The 19,561-nt window shown below is 68.2% G+C and carries 16 protein-coding genes; 14 read left to right on the plus strand and 2 right to left on the minus strand.

Annotation, left to right across the window (positions count from 1 at the left end; translation table 11 throughout):
* The 7 genes from ACWESM_RS12885 to ACWESM_RS12915 all read left to right on the plus strand — a co-directional run.
* On the plus strand, window positions 1-585 hold a 585-nt coding region (locus tag ACWESM_RS12885), incomplete at its 5' end, for a cytochrome P450 (RefSeq protein WP_452491799.1).
* A 61-nt stretch (window positions 586-646) separates the two neighbouring features.
* The gene (locus tag ACWESM_RS12890) at window positions 647-874 is read left to right on the plus strand and encodes a ferredoxin (protein WP_355080160.1); all 228 of its coding nucleotides are present in this window, start codon (window positions 647-649) and stop codon (window positions 872-874) included.
* Window positions 874-1,425 carry a nuclear transport factor 2 family protein gene (locus ACWESM_RS12895; RefSeq protein ID WP_452491801.1) on the plus strand — a complete coding sequence of 184 codons (552 nt, stop codon included), beginning with the start codon at window positions 874-876 and terminating at the stop codon, window positions 1,423-1,425. Before ACWESM_RS12890 ends, ACWESM_RS12895 begins: the two co-directional genes overlap by 1 nt.
* A gap of 5 nt (window positions 1,426-1,430) precedes the next feature.
* The gene (locus ACWESM_RS12900; protein WP_356965575.1) at window positions 1,431-2,681 is read left to right on the plus strand and encodes a hypothetical protein; all 1,251 of its coding nucleotides are present in this window, start codon (window positions 1,431-1,433) and stop codon (window positions 2,679-2,681) included.
* A 25-nt stretch (window positions 2,682-2,706) separates the two neighbouring features.
* Window positions 2,707-4,308 carry an acyl-CoA synthetase gene (locus ACWESM_RS12905; RefSeq protein ID WP_452491803.1) on the plus strand — a complete coding sequence of 534 codons (1,602 nt, stop codon included), beginning with the start codon at window positions 2,707-2,709 and terminating at the stop codon, window positions 4,306-4,308.
* A 1-nt stretch (window position 4,309) separates the two neighbouring features.
* Window positions 4,310-5,431, plus strand: a complete 1,122-nt coding sequence (locus tag ACWESM_RS12910; RefSeq protein WP_452491805.1) for an NAD(P)H-dependent amine dehydrogenase family protein — start codon at window positions 4,310-4,312, stop codon at window positions 5,429-5,431.
* 31 nt (window positions 5,432-5,462) lie between these two features.
* Entirely contained in the window at window positions 5,463-6,689 is a 1,227-nt protein-coding gene (locus ACWESM_RS12915; protein ID WP_364436350.1) for a cytochrome P450, read from the plus strand.
* Window positions 6,690-6,748: 59 nt separating this feature from the next.
* On the opposite strand, the gene ACWESM_RS12920 is transcribed toward ACWESM_RS12915, so the two are convergent.
* On the minus strand, window positions 6,749-8,113 hold the full coding sequence (locus tag ACWESM_RS12920) for a cytochrome P450 (protein ID WP_452491807.1): 1,365 nt from the start codon (window positions 8,111-8,113) through the stop codon (window positions 6,749-6,751).
* Window positions 8,114-8,286: 173 nt separating this feature from the next.
* Between ACWESM_RS12920 and ACWESM_RS12925 the strand changes: the two genes are divergently transcribed.
* Window positions 8,287-9,486 carry an MCE family protein gene (locus ACWESM_RS12925; RefSeq protein WP_452491809.1) on the plus strand — a complete coding sequence of 400 codons (1,200 nt, stop codon included), beginning with the start codon at window positions 8,287-8,289 and terminating at the stop codon, window positions 9,484-9,486.
* Here the strand turns inward: ACWESM_RS12925 and aztA are convergent.
* Window positions 9,483-10,178, minus strand: coding sequence for a zinc ABC transporter ATP-binding protein AztA (aztA, locus tag ACWESM_RS12930; RefSeq protein ID WP_452491811.1), 696 nt, complete (start codon window positions 10,176-10,178; stop codon window positions 9,483-9,485). The two genes, ACWESM_RS12925 and aztA, sit on opposite strands and share 4 nt — an antisense overlap.
* Before the next feature lie 56 nt (window positions 10,179-10,234).
* Here aztA and aztB point away from each other — a divergent pair, with 56 nt between their 5' ends.
* From aztB to ACWESM_RS12960, 6 genes are all read left to right on the plus strand, one after another.
* Window positions 10,235-12,241, plus strand: a complete 2,007-nt coding sequence (gene aztB / locus ACWESM_RS12935; RefSeq protein ID WP_452491813.1) for a zinc ABC transporter permease AztB — start codon at window positions 10,235-10,237, stop codon at window positions 12,239-12,241.
* The gene (gene aztC, locus ACWESM_RS12940) at window positions 12,238-13,155 is read left to right on the plus strand and encodes a zinc ABC transporter substrate-binding protein AztC (protein WP_452491815.1); all 918 of its coding nucleotides are present in this window, start codon (window positions 12,238-12,240) and stop codon (window positions 13,153-13,155) included. The genes aztB and aztC overlap by 4 nt, the downstream gene beginning before the upstream one ends.
* A 34-nt stretch (window positions 13,156-13,189) precedes the next feature.
* Window positions 13,190-14,347: a zinc metallochaperone AztD gene (aztD, locus tag ACWESM_RS12945; protein WP_452491817.1), complete on the plus strand. Its 1,158-nt coding sequence runs from the start codon at window positions 13,190-13,192 to the stop codon at window positions 14,345-14,347.
* A 499-nt stretch (window positions 14,348-14,846) separates the two neighbouring features.
* Window positions 14,847-16,691: a hypothetical protein gene (locus ACWESM_RS12950; protein ID WP_452491819.1), complete on the plus strand. Its 1,845-nt coding sequence runs from the start codon at window positions 14,847-14,849 to the stop codon at window positions 16,689-16,691.
* Window positions 16,692-16,976: 285 nt separating this feature from the next.
* Window positions 16,977-18,101, plus strand: coding sequence for an amidohydrolase family protein (locus tag ACWESM_RS12955; RefSeq protein WP_364436376.1), 1,125 nt, complete (start codon window positions 16,977-16,979; stop codon window positions 18,099-18,101).
* A gap of 160 nt (window positions 18,102-18,261) precedes the next feature.
* Entirely contained in the window at window positions 18,262-19,545 is a 1,284-nt protein-coding gene (locus tag ACWESM_RS12960) for a YhgE/Pip domain-containing protein (RefSeq protein WP_452491821.1), read from the plus strand.
* The last annotated feature ends 16 nt before the right edge of the window (window positions 19,546-19,561 follow it).

The following is a 19,561-nucleotide window of genomic DNA, read 5'->3' on the forward strand; positions in this document are numbered from 1 at the left end:
GATCTGACCTCGGCGTTGCTGGATGCGGAGATCGGCGGTGACCGGCTCACCGATGCGGAGATCATCGGTTTCCTGTTCTTGATGGTGGTGGCGGGTAACGAGACGACCACCAAGTTGCTGGGTAATGCGTTGTATTGGGGTGCGCGTTATCCGGGGCAGTACGCGAAGGTCGTCGCGGATTCGGGTTTGGTGTCGGACTGGGTGGAGGAGACCCTGCGTTATGACACCTCGAGTCAGATGATCGCTCGTACCGCGACCGAGGACCTCGCGTATCACGGTGGGGTGGTTCCGGCGGGGGCGAAGGTGTTGTTGCTGATCGGTTCGGCCAACCGGGATCCGGCGGTGTTCGAGGACGGTGACAGTTTCCGGATCGAGCGTGCCGACCGGTCCGGGCTGGTGAGTTTCGGTGCGGGTGTGCATTTCTGTTTGGGGGCGCACCTGGCCCGTGTGGAAGCGACGGTGGCGCTGACGGAGTTCGCGTCGCGTGTGCGGTCCTATGACGTCCTCGAATCCGGGATCGCGCGGGTTCATTCGTCCAATGTGCGTGGCTTCGCGCACCTACCCATCACCGTGGAGACCCGATGAGCCGTCCATCCGACCGGATCCGTATGCCGGGATCGCCGCGCAGGCCCGTGTGGAGCCGGTCATGAGAATCCGCGCCGATCTCGATCTGTGCCAAGGGCACGCGGTCTGCCAAGCCGAGGCTCCCGAGGTGTTCACGGTGCCCAGACGCGGGCAGGTCGAGATCCTGCACGACGTACCGGACGCCGAACTCCGGCCCGCCGTGGCGGACGCGATCCGTTATTGCCCCACTCGAGCCCTGTCGATCGCCGACGAAGGCGCGACCGACTCCTCTCCGAAAGGTACCGACTGATGCCAGCTTTCGACCGCGCCGAGCTCGACGAGATGATTCAGCGCTGGATCGTGGAGAACCAGCGCTGCGAGGAGAAGGGGGACTGGAAGCCCCTCGCGCAGATGTACACCGAGGACGCCACCTACGGCTGGAACTACGGACCCACCCAGGAATTCATGGCCGTCGGACGCGACGAGATCCGCGAGCTGGCCCTCGGCCAGGAGATGGCCGGCCTGGAGGGCTGGACCTACCCCTACCAGGAATTCGTGGTCGACGACCGCACCGGCACCGTCATCGGGTTCTGGAAGCAGATCAGCGAGGCGACACGTCCGGATGGGTGCAACTACTCGCCCGAGGGCATCGGCGGTAGCTGGTTCCGCTACGGCGGCGACTTCCAATGGTCCTGGCAGCGCGACTTCTTCGACTTCGGCAATGTCTCGGCGCTGTTCGTCGAGATGATCAACGACAAGGCGCTCACCCCGGGGATGCAGAAGCGCATCGAGCGCTCGGTTTCCGGCGCGCCGCTGCCCGGCTGGTATCGCGTCGGCGAATCGCCCGCCTCGCTGTGGTGACCGACATGGCCGGACCTCAGAGCCGATTCGCCGACCTGGACCGTGACACCCTGGCCGCTCTGCTGCCTGAACTGCTGCTGTGCGGGCACCTCATCGACCGCTCCGGCATGGCGCACTCGATCGCCGCGTTCGGCCGCGAGGGCATGACCGAGGTCGCCATCGAGGAGTGGCAGGTGGCCAGCCCGGTCTACACCCGGCGCATGCAGCGGGCGCTCGGCTTCGCGGGTGACGGCGTGGAGACCATCTTCAAGGGACTGCAACTGGACATCGGCGCTCCACCGCAGTTCATGGACTTCCGTTTCCGAGTCGACGACCACCACCACGGCGAGTTCTGGCTCGACCACTGCGGTGCGCTCGCCGACGTGGAACCGATGGGCGAGGACTTCGTCGTGTCGATGTGCCACGACATCGAGGACCCGACCTTCGACGCGACCGCGCTGGCCACCAATCCGCACGCCCAGGTCCGGCCGATCCACCGCCCGCCCCGCCGTCCGGCCGATCGCAAGCCGGTGTGCGCGTGGACGGTCGTGATCGACCCCGCGCACGTACCGCCGCCGGTGCCTGCCAACGCCGACCTGGTCGCCGGGTCGGTGGCGGCCGGACTGGATCTGGCCGCGATCGACCCCGCCGACGAAGGGCGGCCGGACTACTCCGGCCCCTTGCTCAGCGATGTGCGTTTCGCGGATTTCTCCCGCTCCGCGCTGGTTCGGCTCGCCGACGAGGTATGTCTGCAACATCACCTGCTCACCCTGGGTTTCCTGATCGCGGTGCGCGCTCGGGTGGACGCCGACGCGGCGCTGGAGATCGGACGTAAACAGTTCGCGGGCATCGCCGGGCTCACCAGTGAACGCCTGCGCGATTGTCTCGGTCTCGGTGACGACGCCGCCGCGCTGGCGACGGTGCTGCGGTTGCACCCCGCTCTGAATCCTCTGCCGTACACCGGAATCGAGATCGTGCCCGCCGGCGACACGGTCACGGTGACGTTCCCGGCCGCCAGTGGCGCGCACACCGACGGCACGTGGCCTTCGATGCTCGACCCCGAGCACCTGCAGCCGCTGAACGCCCTGGTCCGCGGCGTGAACCCGCGTTTCTCCGCCGAGGTCCTCACCGCGGGCGAGGACGGCTGGCATGCCGCGATCACGCTCGGCGACACACCGTTCCGGGAGGCGACGGAGGTGGCGCTGACCCGGTTCAGCACCGGCGCGGCCTTCACCTTCACCGACCGGGGGATACCCCTTCCGCTCACCGTCGTCTGACCGCACCACGCAGAGATGGAACGACATGGCCAACAACTTCGCCGACCTCTTCGAGCACTCCGTGGACGCCATGCCCGAGCGGGTGGCTCTCATCCAGTCCGGCCGTCGCGTGACCTACCGCGAACTCGACATCCGCGCCAATCGGCTCGCGCACCATCTGGCGAGCATCGGCGTGGGCGCGGGAACGCACGTGGGTTTCCAGATGCACAACAGCATCGAGACGATGGAGACGCTGATCGCGTGCTTCAAGCTCGCCGCCGTCCCGATCAACATCAATTACCGGTACGGCGTCGCCGAACTGGCCTACGTCTACGAGAACGCGGATCTCGAAGTGCTCGTGTACCACTCCTGTTACGGCGCCGCCGTCCGGGAGGCCGGGGAGCGAACGCCCGGTTTGCGGCACATGATTCGCGTCGCCGACGAATTCTCGCCGGACATCGACGATGTAGCGACGTCGTACGAGTCGGCCGTCGCCGCCGGAGCGACGGACCGTCCGGTGGTCGAACGCAGCGCCGACGACCTGTTCATGATGTACACCGGCGGGACGACCGGCATGCCGAAAGGCGTCATGTGGCGGCAGGAGGACATGTGGCGCGTCCTCGGCGGAGGCATCGACTTCTACACCGGTGAACCGGTCGCCGACGAGTTCCAGCAGTCCCGCACCGGCGCCCGGATCGATCCGAGTGCCTGGCTGGTGCTGCCGCCGCTGATCCACGCCGCCGCCATGATGCCCACCTTCACCGCGCTGTGGTCGGGCAACACCGTGATCTTCGAGTCCCGCTTCGACGCCGGACGCGTCTGGCGGACCGTCGCCGAGCAACGCCCGCAGGTCATGGTGATCACCGGCGACGCCATGGCCAGGCCGCTGATCGAGGCGTATCGGAGCGAACCGGTGGACGCCTCGTCGCTGCTGGCCATCGCCTCCGGCGCCGCGCTGCTGTCGCAACCGGTGAAGAACACGCTGCTGGAGATGTTCTCGTGGGCGGTGGTCTCGGACTCCATCGGATCATCGGAGACCGGATTCGGCGGTATCGGGTTCGCCCAGAAGGACGACGATCCGGCGCGCGGCCCCCGCGTGCGGACCGGCCGCGGTGCGGTGGTCGTGGACGACGACGGCCGCCCCGTCGCGCCCGGTTCGGAAGGCTGGCTGGCCAAGACCGGCAACGTGCCGATCGGTTACTACAAGGACCCGGACAAGACCGAGAAGCTGTTCAAGTCCGTCGACGGCGTGCGCATGGTCGTCACCGACGACCGGGCCCGCGCCGAGACCGACGGGTCGATCACGCTGATCGGCCGCGGCAACATGGTGATCAACACCGGCGGCGAGAAGGTGTTCGTCGAAGAGGTCGAAAGCGTGGTGAAGACCCACGCCGCGATCTTCGACGCGGTGGTGATCGGCGTGCCGCACGAGCGCTGGGGGCATCAGGTCGCCGCGGTGGTGTCGCTGTCCGGGCCGGTCGAATTCACCGAGCTGCACGCGCACGTGCGCAAATTCCTGGCCGGATACAAAGTGCCCAAACAGGTCTGGGTCGCCGACACCATCGTGCGCGCTCCGAGCGGCAAACCCGATTACCGGTGGGCCAAACAGTACGTGGCCGGGCGAGGGCCCGACCACAAGGCGGACTGACATGATCCGGGTGATCCAATGGGCGACCGGTGGGGTCGGGCGGGCCGCCATCGAGGGCATTCTCGACCATCCCGAGCTGGAACTGGCCGGAGCCTGGGTGCACAGCGCGGACAAGGACGGCATGGACCTGGGCGAGCTGGTCGGCCGCCCGCCGGTCGGGGTGCGCGCGACCACCGATGCCGACCGCTTGCTCGCCACGCAGGCCGACTGCGTGCTCTACAGCCCGTTCATGGCCGACGCCGCGACGGTGCGCGCGATCCTGCGGTCCGGCAAGAACGTCGTCACACCGCTGGGCTGGTTCCATCCGCGCCGCGCGGAGCGGGAACGGTACGACGAGCTGTGCCGAGCCGCCGGAGTCACGCTGCACGGGACCGGAATACATCCCGGCGGCATCACCGAGAAGATCCCGCTGGTGGTGTCGGCGCTCTCGGGGGCGATCACCGCGGTGCGCGCCGAAGAGTTCTCCGATATCCGCACCTATGGCGCGCCCGAAGTGGTCCGGGACTGGATGCTGTTCGGCGCCACGCCGGAGCAGGCCGCGACCAGCGTCATGGCGAACGTGCTCGCGGGCGGCTACAGCCAGTCGGTGTGGATGATCGCCGAAGCGCTGGGCATCGCGCTCGACGAGCGGTTGCGGGTGACGCACGACATGGCGGTGGCCACCGCGCCGATCGATTCGCCCATCGGCCCGATCGCGCCCGGGCGCGTCGCCGCGCAGCGCTTCCGCTGGGAAGGGACCGTTCGCGGTACTCCGGTGATCACGGCCGCGGTGAACTGGTTCATGGGCACCGAGAACCTCGACCCGCCTTGGACCTTCGGACCCATGGGAGAGCGATACGAGGTCGAGATCGTCGGCGATCCCGGCGCGACGGTGACCTTCACCGGTATGCACGCGCACAGCGCCGCCGCGGGTCTGGTGCGCAACCCCGGCATCGTCGCCACGGCCATGCACTGCGTGAACTCGATCCCCTACGTCGTCGTCGCCGAGCCGGGTGTGCGCACGTATCTCGAATTGCCGCTGGTCGCTGGTCGCGCCGCCGCATGGCTGCGCGATGGTGACGCGGCCCGCGCGTCGGCCGCCGAGGCCGATCCCGACGCCGCGCGGCGCACTTCGCCGCGCTGACCGGCTCGCACGTTTCATCTAGGAGGTAGCAATGGCAGCTCCGGCATTTCCGGTCGGATTCGATTTCACCGACCCGGCGCTGTGGGAGAACCGAAGTCCGGTAGAGGAATTCGCTCAGCTACGCCGGACCGCCCCGGTGTGGTGGAACGCGCAATCCGACGAGACGTCCGGTGGTTTCCACGACGGCGGCTACTGGGTGGTCAGCAAGCTCGCCGACATCAAGGAGATCTCCAAGCATCCGGAGCTGTTCTCCTCGGAGCGGAAAGGGGCCATCATCCGCCTGCCCGGCGACATCACGCCGGAACAGATGGCGCTCACCGGCGCTCTGCTGGTGAACATGGACCCGCCCAAGCACTCCAAGATCCGGCGGATCATATCCAAGGGCTTCACGCCGCGGGCGGTGGAGAACCTGCGCGCCGCGCTCACCGAGCGCGCCGAGCGGATCGTGCACGAGGCCAGGAAGTCCGGCGGCGGCGACTTCGTCGAGCAGGTCGCCTGTGAACTGCCGTTGCAGGCCATCGCCGAGCTGATCGGCGTGCCGCAGGAGGATCGGAAGAAGATCTTCGACTGGTCGAACCAGATGCTCAACTACGACGACCCCGAGTACGGCGATCCCGCGATGGCCTCGGCCGAAATCCTCGGTTACGCCTGGAATATGGCCGAGCAGCGCCGTGCCTGCCCGGTGGGCGACATCGTGAGCGAGCTGGTGCACGCCGACGTCGACGGCGAGGCGCTCGGCTCCGACGAGTTCGGTTTCTTCGTCATCCTGCTCGCCGTGGCAGGCAACGAGACCACCCGAAATGCCATCACGCACGGGATGAAGGCGTTCGTCGATCACCCGGAACAGTGGGAGACCTACCGGCAGCAGCGTCCACGTACCGCGCCCGACGAGATCGTGCGATGGGCCACTCCGGTGACCGCCTTCCAGCGCACCGCGACGGAGGACCTGGAACTCGGCGGGCAGCGGATCCGGCAGGGTCAACGGCTCGGATTGTTCTACAGCTCGGCGAATTTCGACGAGGAGGGCTTCGAGAATCCGTTCACGTTCGATGTCCTGCGCAATCCGAATCCGCACGTGGGTTTCGGCGGCACCGGCACGCACTACTGCGTCGGCGCGAACCTGGCCCGGCTGGAGATCGATCTGATGTTCAACGCCATCGCCGACGCGATGCCCGGCCTGCGGCAGGTGTCCGATCCGGTGCGGCTGCGGTCCGGGTGGATCAACGGCATCAAGAGCTGGCGGGTGCGCTACGAGTAGCTGCCGGACGCGGGCTCCCCGTCACGCGACGGGGAGCTCTCGCGTGCCCGGCCACGTCGTCAGCTGTCGTGGTCCTCGCGGCGCCTGCGGTAACGGACGGTGCAGGGCTGCGCGAGCTGCACGACCATCTTGGAGTGGTCGTTGCGGTAGCTGTCCGACGGCTGGACCATCTCGAACTCCCAGTCCCGCAACAGCAGCGAGAAGATCGCCTTCAGCTGCATCAACGCGAACGCCGCGCCGACGCAGCGGTGGCGGCCCGCGCCGAACGGAATCCAGGTCCAGCGATTGACGAGGTCGGCTTGGTTGGGATCGATATAACGGCCGGGATCGAAAGCGTCCGGGTCCGGGAAGTCCTCCGGGATCCGGTTCGAGATCGCGGGAGTGGCGGCGACGTGATCGCCGGGCTCGATCCGATGACCGCAGACGTCGAATTCGCCGCGCGCCACCCGCATCAGGATGATCAGCGGTGGATGCAGGCGCAGCGTCTCCTTGAGCACGGATTCCAGCATCGGGATCTGGCGCAGCGCGCCGAAACTGATGTCCGAGCCGTCGGCGTAGAGCTCGTCGAGTTCGGTGACGACCCGGTCGAGCATTTCGGGGTGGCGCAGCAGTTCGATGATCGTCCAGGCCGCCGTGCCGGAGGTGGTGTGATGGCCCGCGAACATCATGGAGATGAAGATGCCGGTGATCTCGCTGGCGCTGAAGCGCGGTTCGCCGTTGTCGCCCGGGATCGAGATGAGCACGTCGAGCATGTCCCGGTCGTCCTTGCCGGTCGGCGGGTCGGCGGCCCTGCGGTCCATGATCCCCTGGACCAGTTCGACCAGCTCGGCCCGCGCCTGATCGCGACGGCGGAAACTTTCGATCGGGGCGTAGGGGTCGACGTAGGCCAGTGCGTCGGTGCCGCGTTCCAGGTCGTGGTAGAGGTGCGCGAAGCGGTCGTCGAGGTCGTTGCGGAACTTCAGGCCGATCAGGCAGGCCGAGGAGGTGTAGATGGTCAGCTCGGCGAAGAAGTCGAGCAGGTCGATCTCGCCCTCGTCACCCCAGCGCGCCAGCATCCGCTGCACCTCACGGGCGATGGTGGCGGCGTGCCCGCGCATGTGTTCGGCGCGCAGCGCCTGGTTGTGCAGCATCTCCTTGCGGCGTTCCGGGCTGGCGTCGAAGACGACGCCCTCGCCGAAGATCGGCTTCATGAAGGGGTAGGCGGCGGCCTGGTCGAGGTCGTCGTCGCCGGAGCGGAAGAAGAACTCGTTGGCCTCCGCGCCCGACAGCAGGATGACCTGGCGCCCGGCCAGGTCGAACGAGCCGATGTCGCCGCACTCCGCGCGGACCCGGCGCATCAGCCCGATCGGGTCGACGCGGAACTCCTCCAGATGACCGTGCTCGTGGTCGCCTCCGGATACCCGACGTGGTTTCACCAGAGCCATTGGAAATCCTTCCCCAGATAAGTGTCCAAGTTTTATGATGGACACGTGTCTGGACAGTACTACGGTTAGCGAGCGTCCGGCAAGCCGCGGACCGCGACCGTAGTCGGATGCCAGGGCCGCGGGTGTGCCGCCGTCGCGCACAGCCCGTGACGAGAAGTGATCGGTGGTTTCGAATGAGTTTCGGCAGCCAAACCGTGCTGGTGACGTGGCGGTTACTGCGGTTGAAAGTCGCCGGAGCGGCGTTGCTCCTGCTCATCGTCGCGGTAGTCGCGGTCGCCGCGTCGATGTACGCCGGACGTTTCCGCTCGACGGTGGCCGTCACCGTCGAGACGCCCCGCTCCGGTCTGGTGCTCGACAGCGATGCCAAGGTGCGGATGCGTGGGGTGGAACTCGGCAAGGTGAGCGCCGTCGAGTTCCGCGGCGACCGGGCGCGTCTGCGCCTCGAGCTGGATCCCGAACTGCTGCGGCTGGTGCCCGCCAACGCGACGGTGGACATCCGCTCGACCACCGTATTCGGGGCCAAGTACGTGAATTTCGTGGTGCCGAGCGCTCCTTCGCCGACACCGCTGCGCCCCGGCTCGACGATCCGCGCCGAATCCGTCACCGTCGAATACAACACGCTGTTCCAGCGTCTGAGTGATGTGCTGGCGAAAGTCGAACCGGGCGAACTGAACGCCACCCTCGCCGCCTTGGACACGGCGTTGCAGGGGCGTGGCGACCGGCTGGGCGATCTGCTCGCTCGTTCGGACGACTACCTGCGGCAGATCAACCCGAGCCTGCCCGCGCTGCGGCGGGACCTGTCCGCTGCGGGCCAGGTCACCGGGCTCTACGCCGATACCGCCCCCGACCTGTTGCGCACGGCCGCCGACGCCACCACGATCAGCGGGACGCTCGCCCAGGGTGCGGAAGACCTGGACGCCGTGCTGCTCAACCTCGTCGGGTTGGCCGACACCACCCGGACGGCGCTGACCGAGAACGAGCAAGGACTCACCGCTGTGCTCGCGACCCTGCGGCCGACCAGCTCACTGCTCGATACCTACTCGCCCGTGGTGTATTGCGTAGTCGTCGGCATCGCGAAAGCCCTTCCCGCGGCCGAGGCCATCATCGGCGGATACAAACCCGGAGCCATCTTCAACGCCAGCTTCATGTACGGCGCTCAGCCCTACAAATATCCCGGCGACCTGCCGAAGGTGAACGCGACCGGCGGGCCGCGCTGTGCCGGGATCCTCGACCGGGTTCCCGACAGCCGCGCCGACTATGTGGTCACGGATACCAACGAAGGCGCGCCGTTCACTCCTTCCATGGCGGTCATACCGAACGCGCCCAAGGTCTTCCAGATCCTCTTCGCCGGTATGCCCGGAGTGCCACGCTAGTCGGCGGCGGCCGCTTCCGGTTCGGTGGTGGGTCCGCGCAGGACGGTGCGCGGGTCGCCGTGGTCGGTCACCCGGCCGTCCCGCAGCAGCAGGCAATAGTCGGCGCGCAGGGCGTCCTCGCGCCGGTGTGTGACGTGCACGACCGTCACGCCGTGGGCTCCGACGTGGCGGACGGCGTCGGAGATCTCCTGCTGCGCGGCCGAGTCCAGACCGGTGGTCGGTTCGTCGAGCAGCAGCAGGTCCGACTCCTGGGCGAGTGCCTGTGCGAGCATCGCCCGTTGGCGCTGGCCTCCGGAGAGGCTGTCGAGCCTGCGCTCGGCCAGGTCGGTGATCGCCATCCCGTCGAGGCACGCGCCGACGATGGCGCGATCTTCCCGGGTGAGACGCCGCCATGCGCCGCGCTGCGCCCAGCGTCCCATGGCGACCGTTTCGCGGACGGTGATCGGCAGATTGGGGGGAACGCCGCTGTGCTGCACGACGATTGCCGGTCGCCGGAGATGGTGGCGGCGCACGGTTCCGGCGGTGGGCGTGATGACGCCGGCCAGGACGCCGAGCAGGGTGGATTTGCCCGACCCGTTGGGTCCGACGAGTGCGGTCACCTGGCCGCCCGGGATGGTGGCGGTGAACTCGCGCAGGACCGGATGTCCCCGGTACCCGGCCGTCACCTCGGCGATATCGACAGCTGGCGGCATGTAACTCCCGTCCACTCATTGAAATGAAAACCGTTATCATTGTAGAGTGCTGCGTCATGGAGTGGTTGGCCCCGTTCGAGGTTTCATTTGTGCAGCGGGCGTTGTGGGGCGGACTGCTCGTGTCGTGTCTGTGCGCTCTGGCGGGGACGTGGGTGGTGTTGCGCGGCATGGCTTTTCTCAGCGACGCGATGGCGCACGGCATGCTGCCAGGCGTCGCGATCGCGGCATTGGTCGGCGGAAACCTGTTGCTGGGCGCGGCATTCAGCGCCGCGGCGATGGCCGTCGGCGTCTCGGTGCTCGGCCGTGGGACGCGATTCGCCGCGGACACCGGCATCGGACTGCTGTTCGTCGGGATGCTGTCGGCGGGCGTGATCATCGTGTCGCGTTCGCCCTCGTTCGCGGTCGACCTGACCGGCTTCCTCTTCGGTGACATACTCGCCGTCGGAGAACGTGACCTGTGGTACCTGGTGGCGGCCACGGTTCTCGCGGCGGTGATCTCGGTGCTGGGTTACCGGGCATTCGTCGCGCTGACCTTCGACCCGCGCAAGGCGCACACCCTCGGATTACGGCCTCGCCTGGCGAACGTGGCGTTGATCGCTCTGCTGACCCTGGCGATAGTCGCGTCGTTCCACATCGTCGGCACATTGCTGGTCTTCGGTCTGCTCATCGCGCCGCCCGCGGCGGCCGTCTACTGGGTGCATCGCATCCCGGCGATCATGCTCGCCGCCGCCGCGCTCGGGGCGGTGGCCACCTTCGCCGGGCTGCTGATCTCGTGGCACGCGCACACCGCCGCCGGGGCGACCATCGCGGCGACGGCCGTCGCGCTGTTCTTCGTCTCGGCGCTGTCGTCCTGGGTGCGTGATCGGATCCGGTCCTCGCGCGGGACGCCGAAACCACTGGCCGTGCTCCTGGTACTCGCCATGATGACGCCCTTGATCGGTTGCGGGACAGGCGATTCTACTGGCCCTCCGGAGACGCCGCCGCACGGTTATGTGGCGGGCGCGCAGGAGGCCGACGAGGCGCAGCCGCGTCTGGTCGTGGTCGACAGCGGGACCGGCGCGGTGCGGGTGGTCGATCTCGTCACCGCGGACGTCATCGATCTCGGCCGAGCGGAAGGCGTCGGCCGCGTGACCGCCGACGGGCGCTACGCCTTCTTGTCCGCCCGCGACGGGGTGCGGATCGTGGACGCGGGCGCATGGACGGTCGATCACGGCGATCACGTGCACTACTACCGGGCACCCGTCCGCGATCTGGGCGCCCTCGCCGGTGGCCCGGTGTCGGCCGCGTATGCCGACAGTGCGGTGACCGCACTGGTTTCCGACGCGGGTGGCACAGCGCTGCTGGATCGGTCCGCGCTGGGCGCGGGGTCGCGACAAGAGCGCGGCGTGATCGCCGACGGAGCCGCCGTGCCATACGCTGAGCACCTGCTGGTGGCCGTGCCCGCCCGGGACCGGATCGAGGTTCGTGCCCGAGACGGAGCGCCCGCCTCGGTCCTCGCCCAAGAGTGTCCGCGTCCGCATGGCTCGGCGGTGACCAGGCGTGGTGTCGTCTTCGGTTGCGCCGACGGCGCGTTGGTGGTGACGGCCCGGAACGCGGTGTTCAGCGGCGAGAAGATTCCCTATCCGCACGGCATCTCCGACGGCGACCGCGCGACCGCGTTCTTCCACCGCGCGGGCAGCGCGACGCTGGTGGCGAAGGCGGGCCTGCGCGGGGTGTGGGTGCTCGACGTCCGGCGCAAGTCCTGGACCGCGGTGGACACCGGTCCGGTGGTCGCGGCGAATACCGCGGGCGAGGGCGCGCCACTGCTGGTCCTCACCGCGGACGGCCTGCTGCACAGTTACGACGCCGTGTCCGGACGGGAGACCGCCGCGGCGCGACCGTTCACCGCGCCGGTACTCGACGGAGAACCCGCGCCGCTGATCCTCGTCGACGAGCACCGCGCCTACCTCAACGATCCCGCGGCGCGAGCGATCCACGAGATCGACTACGCCGACAACCTGCGTGCCGCACGAACCTTCGGCCTCGACATCGTGCCCACGGCGATGGTGGAGACCGGCCGATGAGACGTGCCGCTCACTGGTGCGCGCTGTTCGCCGTCGCCCTGCTCGCGCTCACCGCATGCTCGAATGCCGACGCCGATCGCGGCGGAGTCGTCGTCACCACCAACATCCTCGGCGATCTCACCCGCGCCATCGCGGGGGACGCGGTCGAGGTCACCGTGCTCATGCCGGCGAACGCGGACCCGCACTTCTTCGCCCTCTCCGCCCAGCAGGCGGCCCGGCTCGAACGCGCGAGCCTGATCGTCTACAACGGTCTCGGCCTCGAGGAGAGTGTGCTGCGCAACGTCGAGGCGGCCGAGAGATCCGGGGTGGCAGGGGTATCCGTCGGCGCGGCGATCGATCCGATCGACTACTCCACGGACGACGCGGACGGCAGGCCGGATCCCCACTTCTGGACCGATCCGCGCCGGGTGCGCAAGGCGGTGGAAGTCATCCGGGACCGGATCATCGAGCAGGTCGACGGCGACGACGCCGCGACCGTGCGCGCCGGAGCCGACCGCTATCTCGCCGAACTCGACCGGCTCGACCGCTGGATGACCGAGCAGTTCGCGACCATCCCCGCCGAGCGGCGGAAGCTGGTCACCAACCACCACGTCTTCGGTTACCTGGCACAGCGATTCGGCTTCGAGGTGGTCGGCGCCGTGATACCGGGCGGGACCACGCTCGCCGCACCGAGCCCGTCGGATCTCTCCGCCCTCGCCGGAGCGATCCGGGCCGCCGGGGTGGGCGCGATCTTCGCCGACCCCTCGCAGCCGGACCGTCTGGCCCGTGTGCTCGCCGAGCAAGCCGGTGTGCACGTGCAGGTGATCTCGCTGTATTCGGAGTCGCTCACCGAACCCGGCGGCGGCGCCGGCACCTACCTGGAAATGATGCGGGCCAACACCGAATCGATCGTCCGCGGGCTCGCCACCGCTTAGTACCCGAACACCAGAACGAAAGACGGAGTAGCTCATGCCCGTTCGGTCTCGAACCACCACATCGTCCGCCCTGATCGGTCTGCTGGCCTCGGTGCTCGCCGGCTGCGGGGCCGACACTTCCGCCGAACGCGACACCCCGCGGATCACCGATCCCGTCGCGATCACCTACGACGGCGGAATCCACGTGCTGGACGGAACCACTCTCGAAATCACGGGCACGGTTGAGCTCGACGGCTTCAACCGGCTCAACCCCGCGGGCGACGACCGTCATTTGATCGTCTCGACGAAAGACGGCTTCCGCGTCTTCGATGCCGCCACAGCCGGATTCACCGGCATCGAGTTCCCCGGCACGCATCCCGGCCACGTGGTCCGGCATGCCGGACGGACGGTGCTGTTCAGCGACGGCACCGGTGAAGTCGTCGCGTTCGACTCGGCCGATCTCGCAGACGGCGCGCCGCAGACCGCCACTTACCGCGCGGCCGCCCCGCACCACGGCGTCGCGATCGAACTCGCCAACGGCGAACTCGTCGTCACGCTCGGCACGGAGGAGAAGCGAACCGGGATCGTGGTGCTCGACAAGAACCGCACCGAGAAGGCGCGCAGCGAAGACTGCCTCGGCGTGCACGGTGAGGCGACCGCCGCGGGCGAGGCCGTGGTCCTCGGCTGTGAGAACGGCGTGCTCGTCTACCGCAACGGGGCGATCACCAAGGTCGCAGGCCCGACCGAGTACGGCCGGATCGGCAACCAGGCGGGCAGCGAGACCTCGCCCGTCGTCCTCGGCGACTACAAGCAGGACAAGGATGCCGAACTCGAACGCCCGCAGCGTGTCTCGTTGATCGACACGGTCACCGGCACGCTGCGGCTGGTCGATCTGGGCACCAGCTACACCTTCCGCTCGCTGGCCCGTGGCCCGCACGGCGAAGCCCTGGTCCTCGGCACCGACGGCCGCATCCACGTGATCGATCCCGTCGCGGGCGCTGTCGTGCGCACGATCCCCGTGACAGGTTCCTGGCAGGAACCGCTGGAATGGCAGAAGCCGCGACCCGCGCTGTTCGTCCGCGGCGACGTCGCCTACGTCTCGGACCCCGCCGCGAAGCAGGTCCACCGCGTCGACCTCGCCACCGGAGCGAAGACCGCGAGCGTCACGCTGCCGAGCACACCGAATGAAGTGAGCGGTGTGGTCGGGCACTGACGCCGGATTCTCCTCGATGGGGACGGAGGAAGATGGCCGCGCCGGACCACGCCCATCCGACGCCGCACTCTGCTGACCGCGGCGGCGCTCCGCGGATCTCGTGTCAGCGCCCACCGTCGCACCGGCCTTCCCGCCGGAGGTGATCGATGGGCCGCGTCTGCGCATACCCGCGCGGGACTATCTGCTGTTGCGGGGCCCGCTCGGCCAGGTAGGGCAGGGGGAGCCGCGGACCTGCTCCCGGGCTGGTCGCGGACGATCAACAGCCCGAATCTTATCTGGCCCGCGGACGGGGCGTGGTTCGTTGCGACCGAGATCGACCTGCCCTGGACCGGCATCGCGGGCAGCGCCGCGCTGATCGAGGCCCTGCGGGACGACGCGGAACTGGACGTCGAGGAGACCGTGCGTCGGGCGATCGGCCCTGCTGGCGGGAGGGCACCATGAACGCTCCGTAGCCGTCGAGGCGCGATCCCCGGCGCGACCGCCGCTACGGTGGGTTGGCATGGACACTGCTGCGCTCGCCGTGCCCGAGTCGGCGCGCGTTCCTCCGGTGTCGGCGCTGGGCCGCGTCCGGAGGATCGCGAAGGCACAACCGGTGGTCGTCGTGGCCGGATGCCTGGTCGTGGTGCAGCTGGCCGTCCGCTGGTGGGTGGCCGACAGCGGCTTCTTCTATTGGGACGATTTCATCCTGGTCGGCCGGGCGGCCCGCTACGGGCTGTGGTCCACCGATCTGCTGCTGTACGACCACGACGGGCACTTCATGCCGTTGGCCTTCGTCACGGCCTGGGCGGTGAACGCGGTCGCGCCGCTGGTCTGGGCGGGACCGGTGACGGTGCTGCTGCTCATGCAAGTGGGTGCGTCGGTAGCCGTGGTGCGCATGCTGCTGCTCATCGTGGGCCCCCGGTGGCCGCTCCTGATTCCGCTGGTCTTCTATCTGTTCTGCCCCCTGACGATCCCGGCTTTCGCTTGGTGGGCCGCCGCACTCAACGCACTGCCGCTGCAATTCGCCCTCGCCTGGGTGATCGGGGACGCGGTGTCGCTGGTGCGGAGCGGTCGCCGCCGATACGCGCTGTCCGGCGTCGCGGTGCTGGTGGTGGCGTTGCTGTTCTTCGAGAAGTCGGCGGTCGTGCCGTTCGTGGCGTTCGCCGTGACGGCGCTGGTCCGCCATGTCGACGGCGGCGAGTCCCCGATTCGTGTGGTGGCGCGACGGGGCGCGGCGCTGTGGATCGGATCGTCCGCGGTCCTGGGCTTCTGGACCATCGCCTATCTCGCGGTGGTCGCAGGGCCGGGACTGCCCGACGACTGGGACGAGTTGCGCGACCTGCTGCCCGGCGCGGCCTCCCTGGGGATCGTGCCCGCGCTGTCCGGCGGTCCGTGGGTGTGGGAGCGGTGGCTGCCGTCGACGCCGTGGGCGGATCCCCCCGGCTGGGCGGTGGTAGCGGCCTGGCTGACGCTGGGCGCGGTGGTGGCGCTGTCGATGCGCACCCGGCAGCGGATCGGGGCGGTGTGGCTGACGGCCGCCGTCTACGTCGTGATCGCTCAGCTGGCCGTCGCGTTGGCTCGTGGCGGACCGAACACCGCGGGGGAGTTGATGCAGTCGCTGCGCTACTTCGCCGACTCGGCGGTGATCGCGGCGGCCGCGGGCGCGCTCATGGTGCGGGCTCGCCCCCGGCCGTCCCGGAATCCGCGGCGCATCGAGCTTCCGGTCCGGCAGCTGACGGTCGCGGTGACAGCGGTGTTCGTCGCGAGCAGTCTCTGCTCCACCTGGACATTCGTGCGATCGTGGCGGGTCGGTCCGTCCGAAACGTATGTCACCAACGTGAAATCGGCACTGCGCGCATGGGACGGCGCGCCCCTGCTCGAGCAGGAGGTGCCGTGGAACGTGTTGAATCCGATGGCCTATCCGCAGAATCTGACCAGCAGCGTGCTGGCGTCCGTGGCCGCCCCCGGCACGTTCGCGGTCGCGACACCGCACTTGCGGATGATCACCGACGACGGTGCGATCGTCGACGCGGCGGTCTGGTGGAACCGGGCCATCCTCCCCGGACCGGAGCCCGGCTGTGGCTACCGCGTCGACGGAACAAGGCCGGTGTTCCCGCGTCTCGACGGCCCCCTGCTCGCGAACAAGTGGACCGCGCAAATCAATTACGTGGCCAGTCGTGATGGCCGGATCAGCGTCGCCCTGGAACACGGTGAAGCGGTGTCGGCGCCGGTCCGGAAGGGACTGAACACCGTGTTCGTCCGCCTCGTCGGCAGCGGCTCGGCACTGCGAATCTCCGCCGAGACACCGGGGCTGGACCTGTGCCTCGGCGTCGGCCCGGTCGGCGTCGCGTCGTACGACAACTGAACCTTTGACCTGACCGGATCGCGGACACCTCCGCCTTTCGATCCACTTCAGCGGCTCCGAAGCCGATCGTCTCCGCTGTCGGCGATGACTCGGCCGCCTTCCAAGCGGTTCGTCTCTGCGTAGGTACGCCTCGACAGTTGAATCTCTCCACGGTCCTGACCATTTCATCATTTACTCTTGACGAATATTTCGTCGTAGTTGATGATTTCATCGCATGCCGTCCGGCGGTGCGGAAAGCATCGGCGGACCGGTCCGTTTTCCCCGTCCGGACGAGTGAGGACTGCTATGACCGATTCCCGATTCCGCAGGAAGACGAGCAGGCGTCGCGCCTTTGGCGGCGTTGTCGCCGGAACGCTGGGCATCGCCGCTACGTCGGCTATCGCTCGAGCGACCCCGGCTCGTACCGGGCAACCTGCGCCGTCGGGTACCTACCGGATCGACCTGCACGCCCACTTCCTGCCACCGGACTACCGTGCGGCGCTGCTCGACCACGGTCACGTCACCATCGGCGGATACCCGACGCCGGATTGGTCCCCGGAACAGGCGCTGGCGTTCATGGACTACTACGGGATCCAGGCGCAGGCGCTGTCGGTGTCCGACCCCGGCGTGTCGTTCCTGCGTGGCAAGGAGGCGAACGACCTGGCCCGCTACTGCAACACGTATGCCGCAAGGCTGCTGCAAACGCATCCGAAGCGATTCGGCGCCTTCGCGGTGCTGCCGATGCCCGACGTCGCCGCCTCCGTCGCGGAAGCCGTCTACGCGCTGGATGAACTGCACCTCGACGGTGTGGTGTTGCTGTCCGCCTACGACGGCGTCTACCTCGGTGATCCGCGTTTCGAGCCATTGCTGATCGCGCTGAACCAACGCCGCGCCTATGTCTTCGTGCATCCGGCCGCCATCCCCGCCGAGGCCAAGCCGAAGCTGCCGCTGCCGGACTTCCTCGAAGAATTCACCTTCGACACCACGCGCGCGGCGACCTTGATGATGGCCACCGGCACGACGCAGCGCTACCCGAACATCCGCTTCCAGCTCGCGCACGCGGGTGGGACACTTCCGTTCCTGTCCCACCGCGTCAGCGTCGCGTCGCAAACGGTGCTCGGCGAACTGTGGCCCGACGATCTGCCCAGGCCGTCGGTACTCGACACGCAACGCCAGATCGCGAACTTCTACTACGACACCGCGCTCAGCGGATCGGCCGCGGCGATGGCGAGTGTGCTCGCCGTCGGGAAGCGCGAGCACGTCGTCTTCGGTTCCGACTGGCCCTTCAGCGCGCTCACCCTGCCGCAGACCGGCACGCACGATCCGGCCCCCGGACTCAGCGACATCTTCGACGCGGACCAGCGGATGGAGGTCGAGCGGATCAATCCGCTGCGGCAATTGCCCCGCTTGGCCGCGGCGATCGACGCGTGAGCGCCTGCCACTCGCGATCGACGGCGCGCAGGGTTTCCCGGCGAAACTCCGGACCACGATTTCGGAATGTCCGCGCGCACGGGTGAAGATAACCAGCAGTTCGCCGAATACGTCCGCGCCGCCGAGCAGTCTTTTGTCCGCCGCGAGAGGAGCCGGTTCCATGGCAGCGAAACCCATGCGGATCCGTACCTGGATCCGACCCCTTGTCGTCGTCACGCTGCTCATGGCGTTGCTATCGGTGATGTATCTCGGGTACGTCGTCAACCCCGAAAAGAATCTGCACGACTTGCCGCTCGCCGTCGTGAACCAGGATGCGGGCGACACACTCGCCGGGAAACCGGCCAACGTGGGTAACCAGATCACCGCGGCGCTCACCGCGAACATCCCGGCCGACAAGGTCGACCTGCGCGTCATCGGCATCACCGAAGCGCAATTGCTGATGCGCGACGGCAAGATCTACGGTGCGATCGTCATTCCGAGTGATTTCACCAAGCGGCTCGCGATCCTCGGCGCCTCCGGTGTGGTATCCGGAAAGGTCGACCGGCCGGTGATCACCGTGCAGACCAATCCGCGCACCGGCACCTACGCCACGCAGATCACGCTTCGTATCGCCGAACAGGCACTGGGCGCGGTCAACACCACGGTCGGACAGCAGCTCACCGCCGCGGTGGACGAACAACTGCGGTCCTCCGGCGGACCCGCGCCGCAGTTGGCCGGAGCCGGCCAGTTGCTGCTGGCCGAGCCGATCGACGTGGTGATCGCGCCGTATCGGCCACTGCCCGAAGGCACCGGCGGCGGGTTGTCGGCCTTCTTCTACACGCTGCTGATCCTGCTGGCCGGATTCACCGGCGCCATGATCATCCACACCATGGTGGACGCTTCGCTCGGATTCACGCCGACCGAGTACGGGCCGTGGTATGTGCACTATCCGCCCACTCCGATCTCCCGGCTGCGCACATTGCTGCTGAAATGGGGCGTGCTCGCCGTCGCCGCGCCGATCGTGTCCGGTGTGTTCCTCGGCGTCGGGACGGCTTTGGACATGCCCATCGACAAAGCCTTGCTGCTGTTCCTCTATTCCACGTTCGCCATCCTCGCCGTGGGCGTCACCGCGCTGTCGATACTCGCCGCCTTCGGCGCCGCGGGCATGCTCGTCAACCTGATCCTGTTCATCGTGCTGGGGTTGCCCTCGGCAGGCGGAACCGTGCCCATCGAGGCGACCCCTACGTACTTCGCCTGGCTGTCCACATTCGAGCCGATGCATCAGGTCTTCCTCGGCGTCCGCGCGATCCTGTACTTCGAGGCCAGAGCCGCGGCGGGCCTGGAACGCGGTGTCTGGATGGCGCTGCTCGGCCTGGTCATCGGCTTGTGCTCGGGTGCGGCGGTGACGGCGTTCTACGACCGGAAAGGATTGACGCGCACCGCGAATCGCGGCACCACATCCTAGGGCGGCCGGATCTTCT

This window comes from Nocardia sp. NPDC003999 (genome assembly GCF_053604885.1).

Bases quoted from the DNA above. Each gene is read 5' to 3' on its own strand.
- ACWESM_RS12890 (WP_355080160.1), top strand. From the start codon at position 647: ATGAGAATCCGCGCCGATCTCGATCTGTGCCAAGGGCACGCGGTCTGC.
- ACWESM_RS12895 (WP_452491801.1), top strand. From the start codon at position 874: ATGCCAGCTTTCGACCGCGCCGAGCTCGACGAGATGATTCAGCGCTGG.
- ACWESM_RS12900 (WP_356965575.1), top strand. From the start codon at position 1,431: ATGGCCGGACCTCAGAGCCGATTCGCCGACCTGGACCGTGACACCCTG.
- ACWESM_RS12905 (WP_452491803.1), top strand. From the start codon at position 2,707: ATGGCCAACAACTTCGCCGACCTCTTCGAGCACTCCGTGGACGCCATG.
- ACWESM_RS12910 (WP_452491805.1), top strand. From the start codon at position 4,310: ATGATCCGGGTGATCCAATGGGCGACCGGTGGGGTCGGGCGGGCCGCC.
- ACWESM_RS12915 (WP_364436350.1), top strand. From the start codon at position 5,463: ATGGCAGCTCCGGCATTTCCGGTCGGATTCGATTTCACCGACCCGGCG.
- ACWESM_RS12920 (WP_452491807.1), bottom strand. From the start codon at position 8,113: ATGGCTCTGGTGAAACCACGTCGGGTATCCGGAGGCGACCACGAGCAC.
- ACWESM_RS12925 (WP_452491809.1), top strand. From the start codon at position 8,287: ATGAGTTTCGGCAGCCAAACCGTGCTGGTGACGTGGCGGTTACTGCGG.
- aztA (WP_452491811.1), bottom strand. From the start codon at position 10,178: ATGCCGCCAGCTGTCGATATCGCCGAGGTGACGGCCGGGTACCGGGGA.
- aztB (WP_452491813.1), top strand. From the start codon at position 10,235: ATGGAGTGGTTGGCCCCGTTCGAGGTTTCATTTGTGCAGCGGGCGTTG.
- aztC (WP_452491815.1), top strand. From the start codon at position 12,238: ATGAGACGTGCCGCTCACTGGTGCGCGCTGTTCGCCGTCGCCCTGCTC.
- aztD (WP_452491817.1), top strand. From the start codon at position 13,190: ATGCCCGTTCGGTCTCGAACCACCACATCGTCCGCCCTGATCGGTCTG.
- ACWESM_RS12950 (WP_452491819.1), top strand. From the start codon at position 14,847: ATGGACACTGCTGCGCTCGCCGTGCCCGAGTCGGCGCGCGTTCCTCCG.
- ACWESM_RS12955 (WP_364436376.1), top strand. From the start codon at position 16,977: ATGACCGATTCCCGATTCCGCAGGAAGACGAGCAGGCGTCGCGCCTTT.
- ACWESM_RS12960 (WP_452491821.1), top strand. From the start codon at position 18,262: ATGGCAGCGAAACCCATGCGGATCCGTACCTGGATCCGACCCCTTGTC.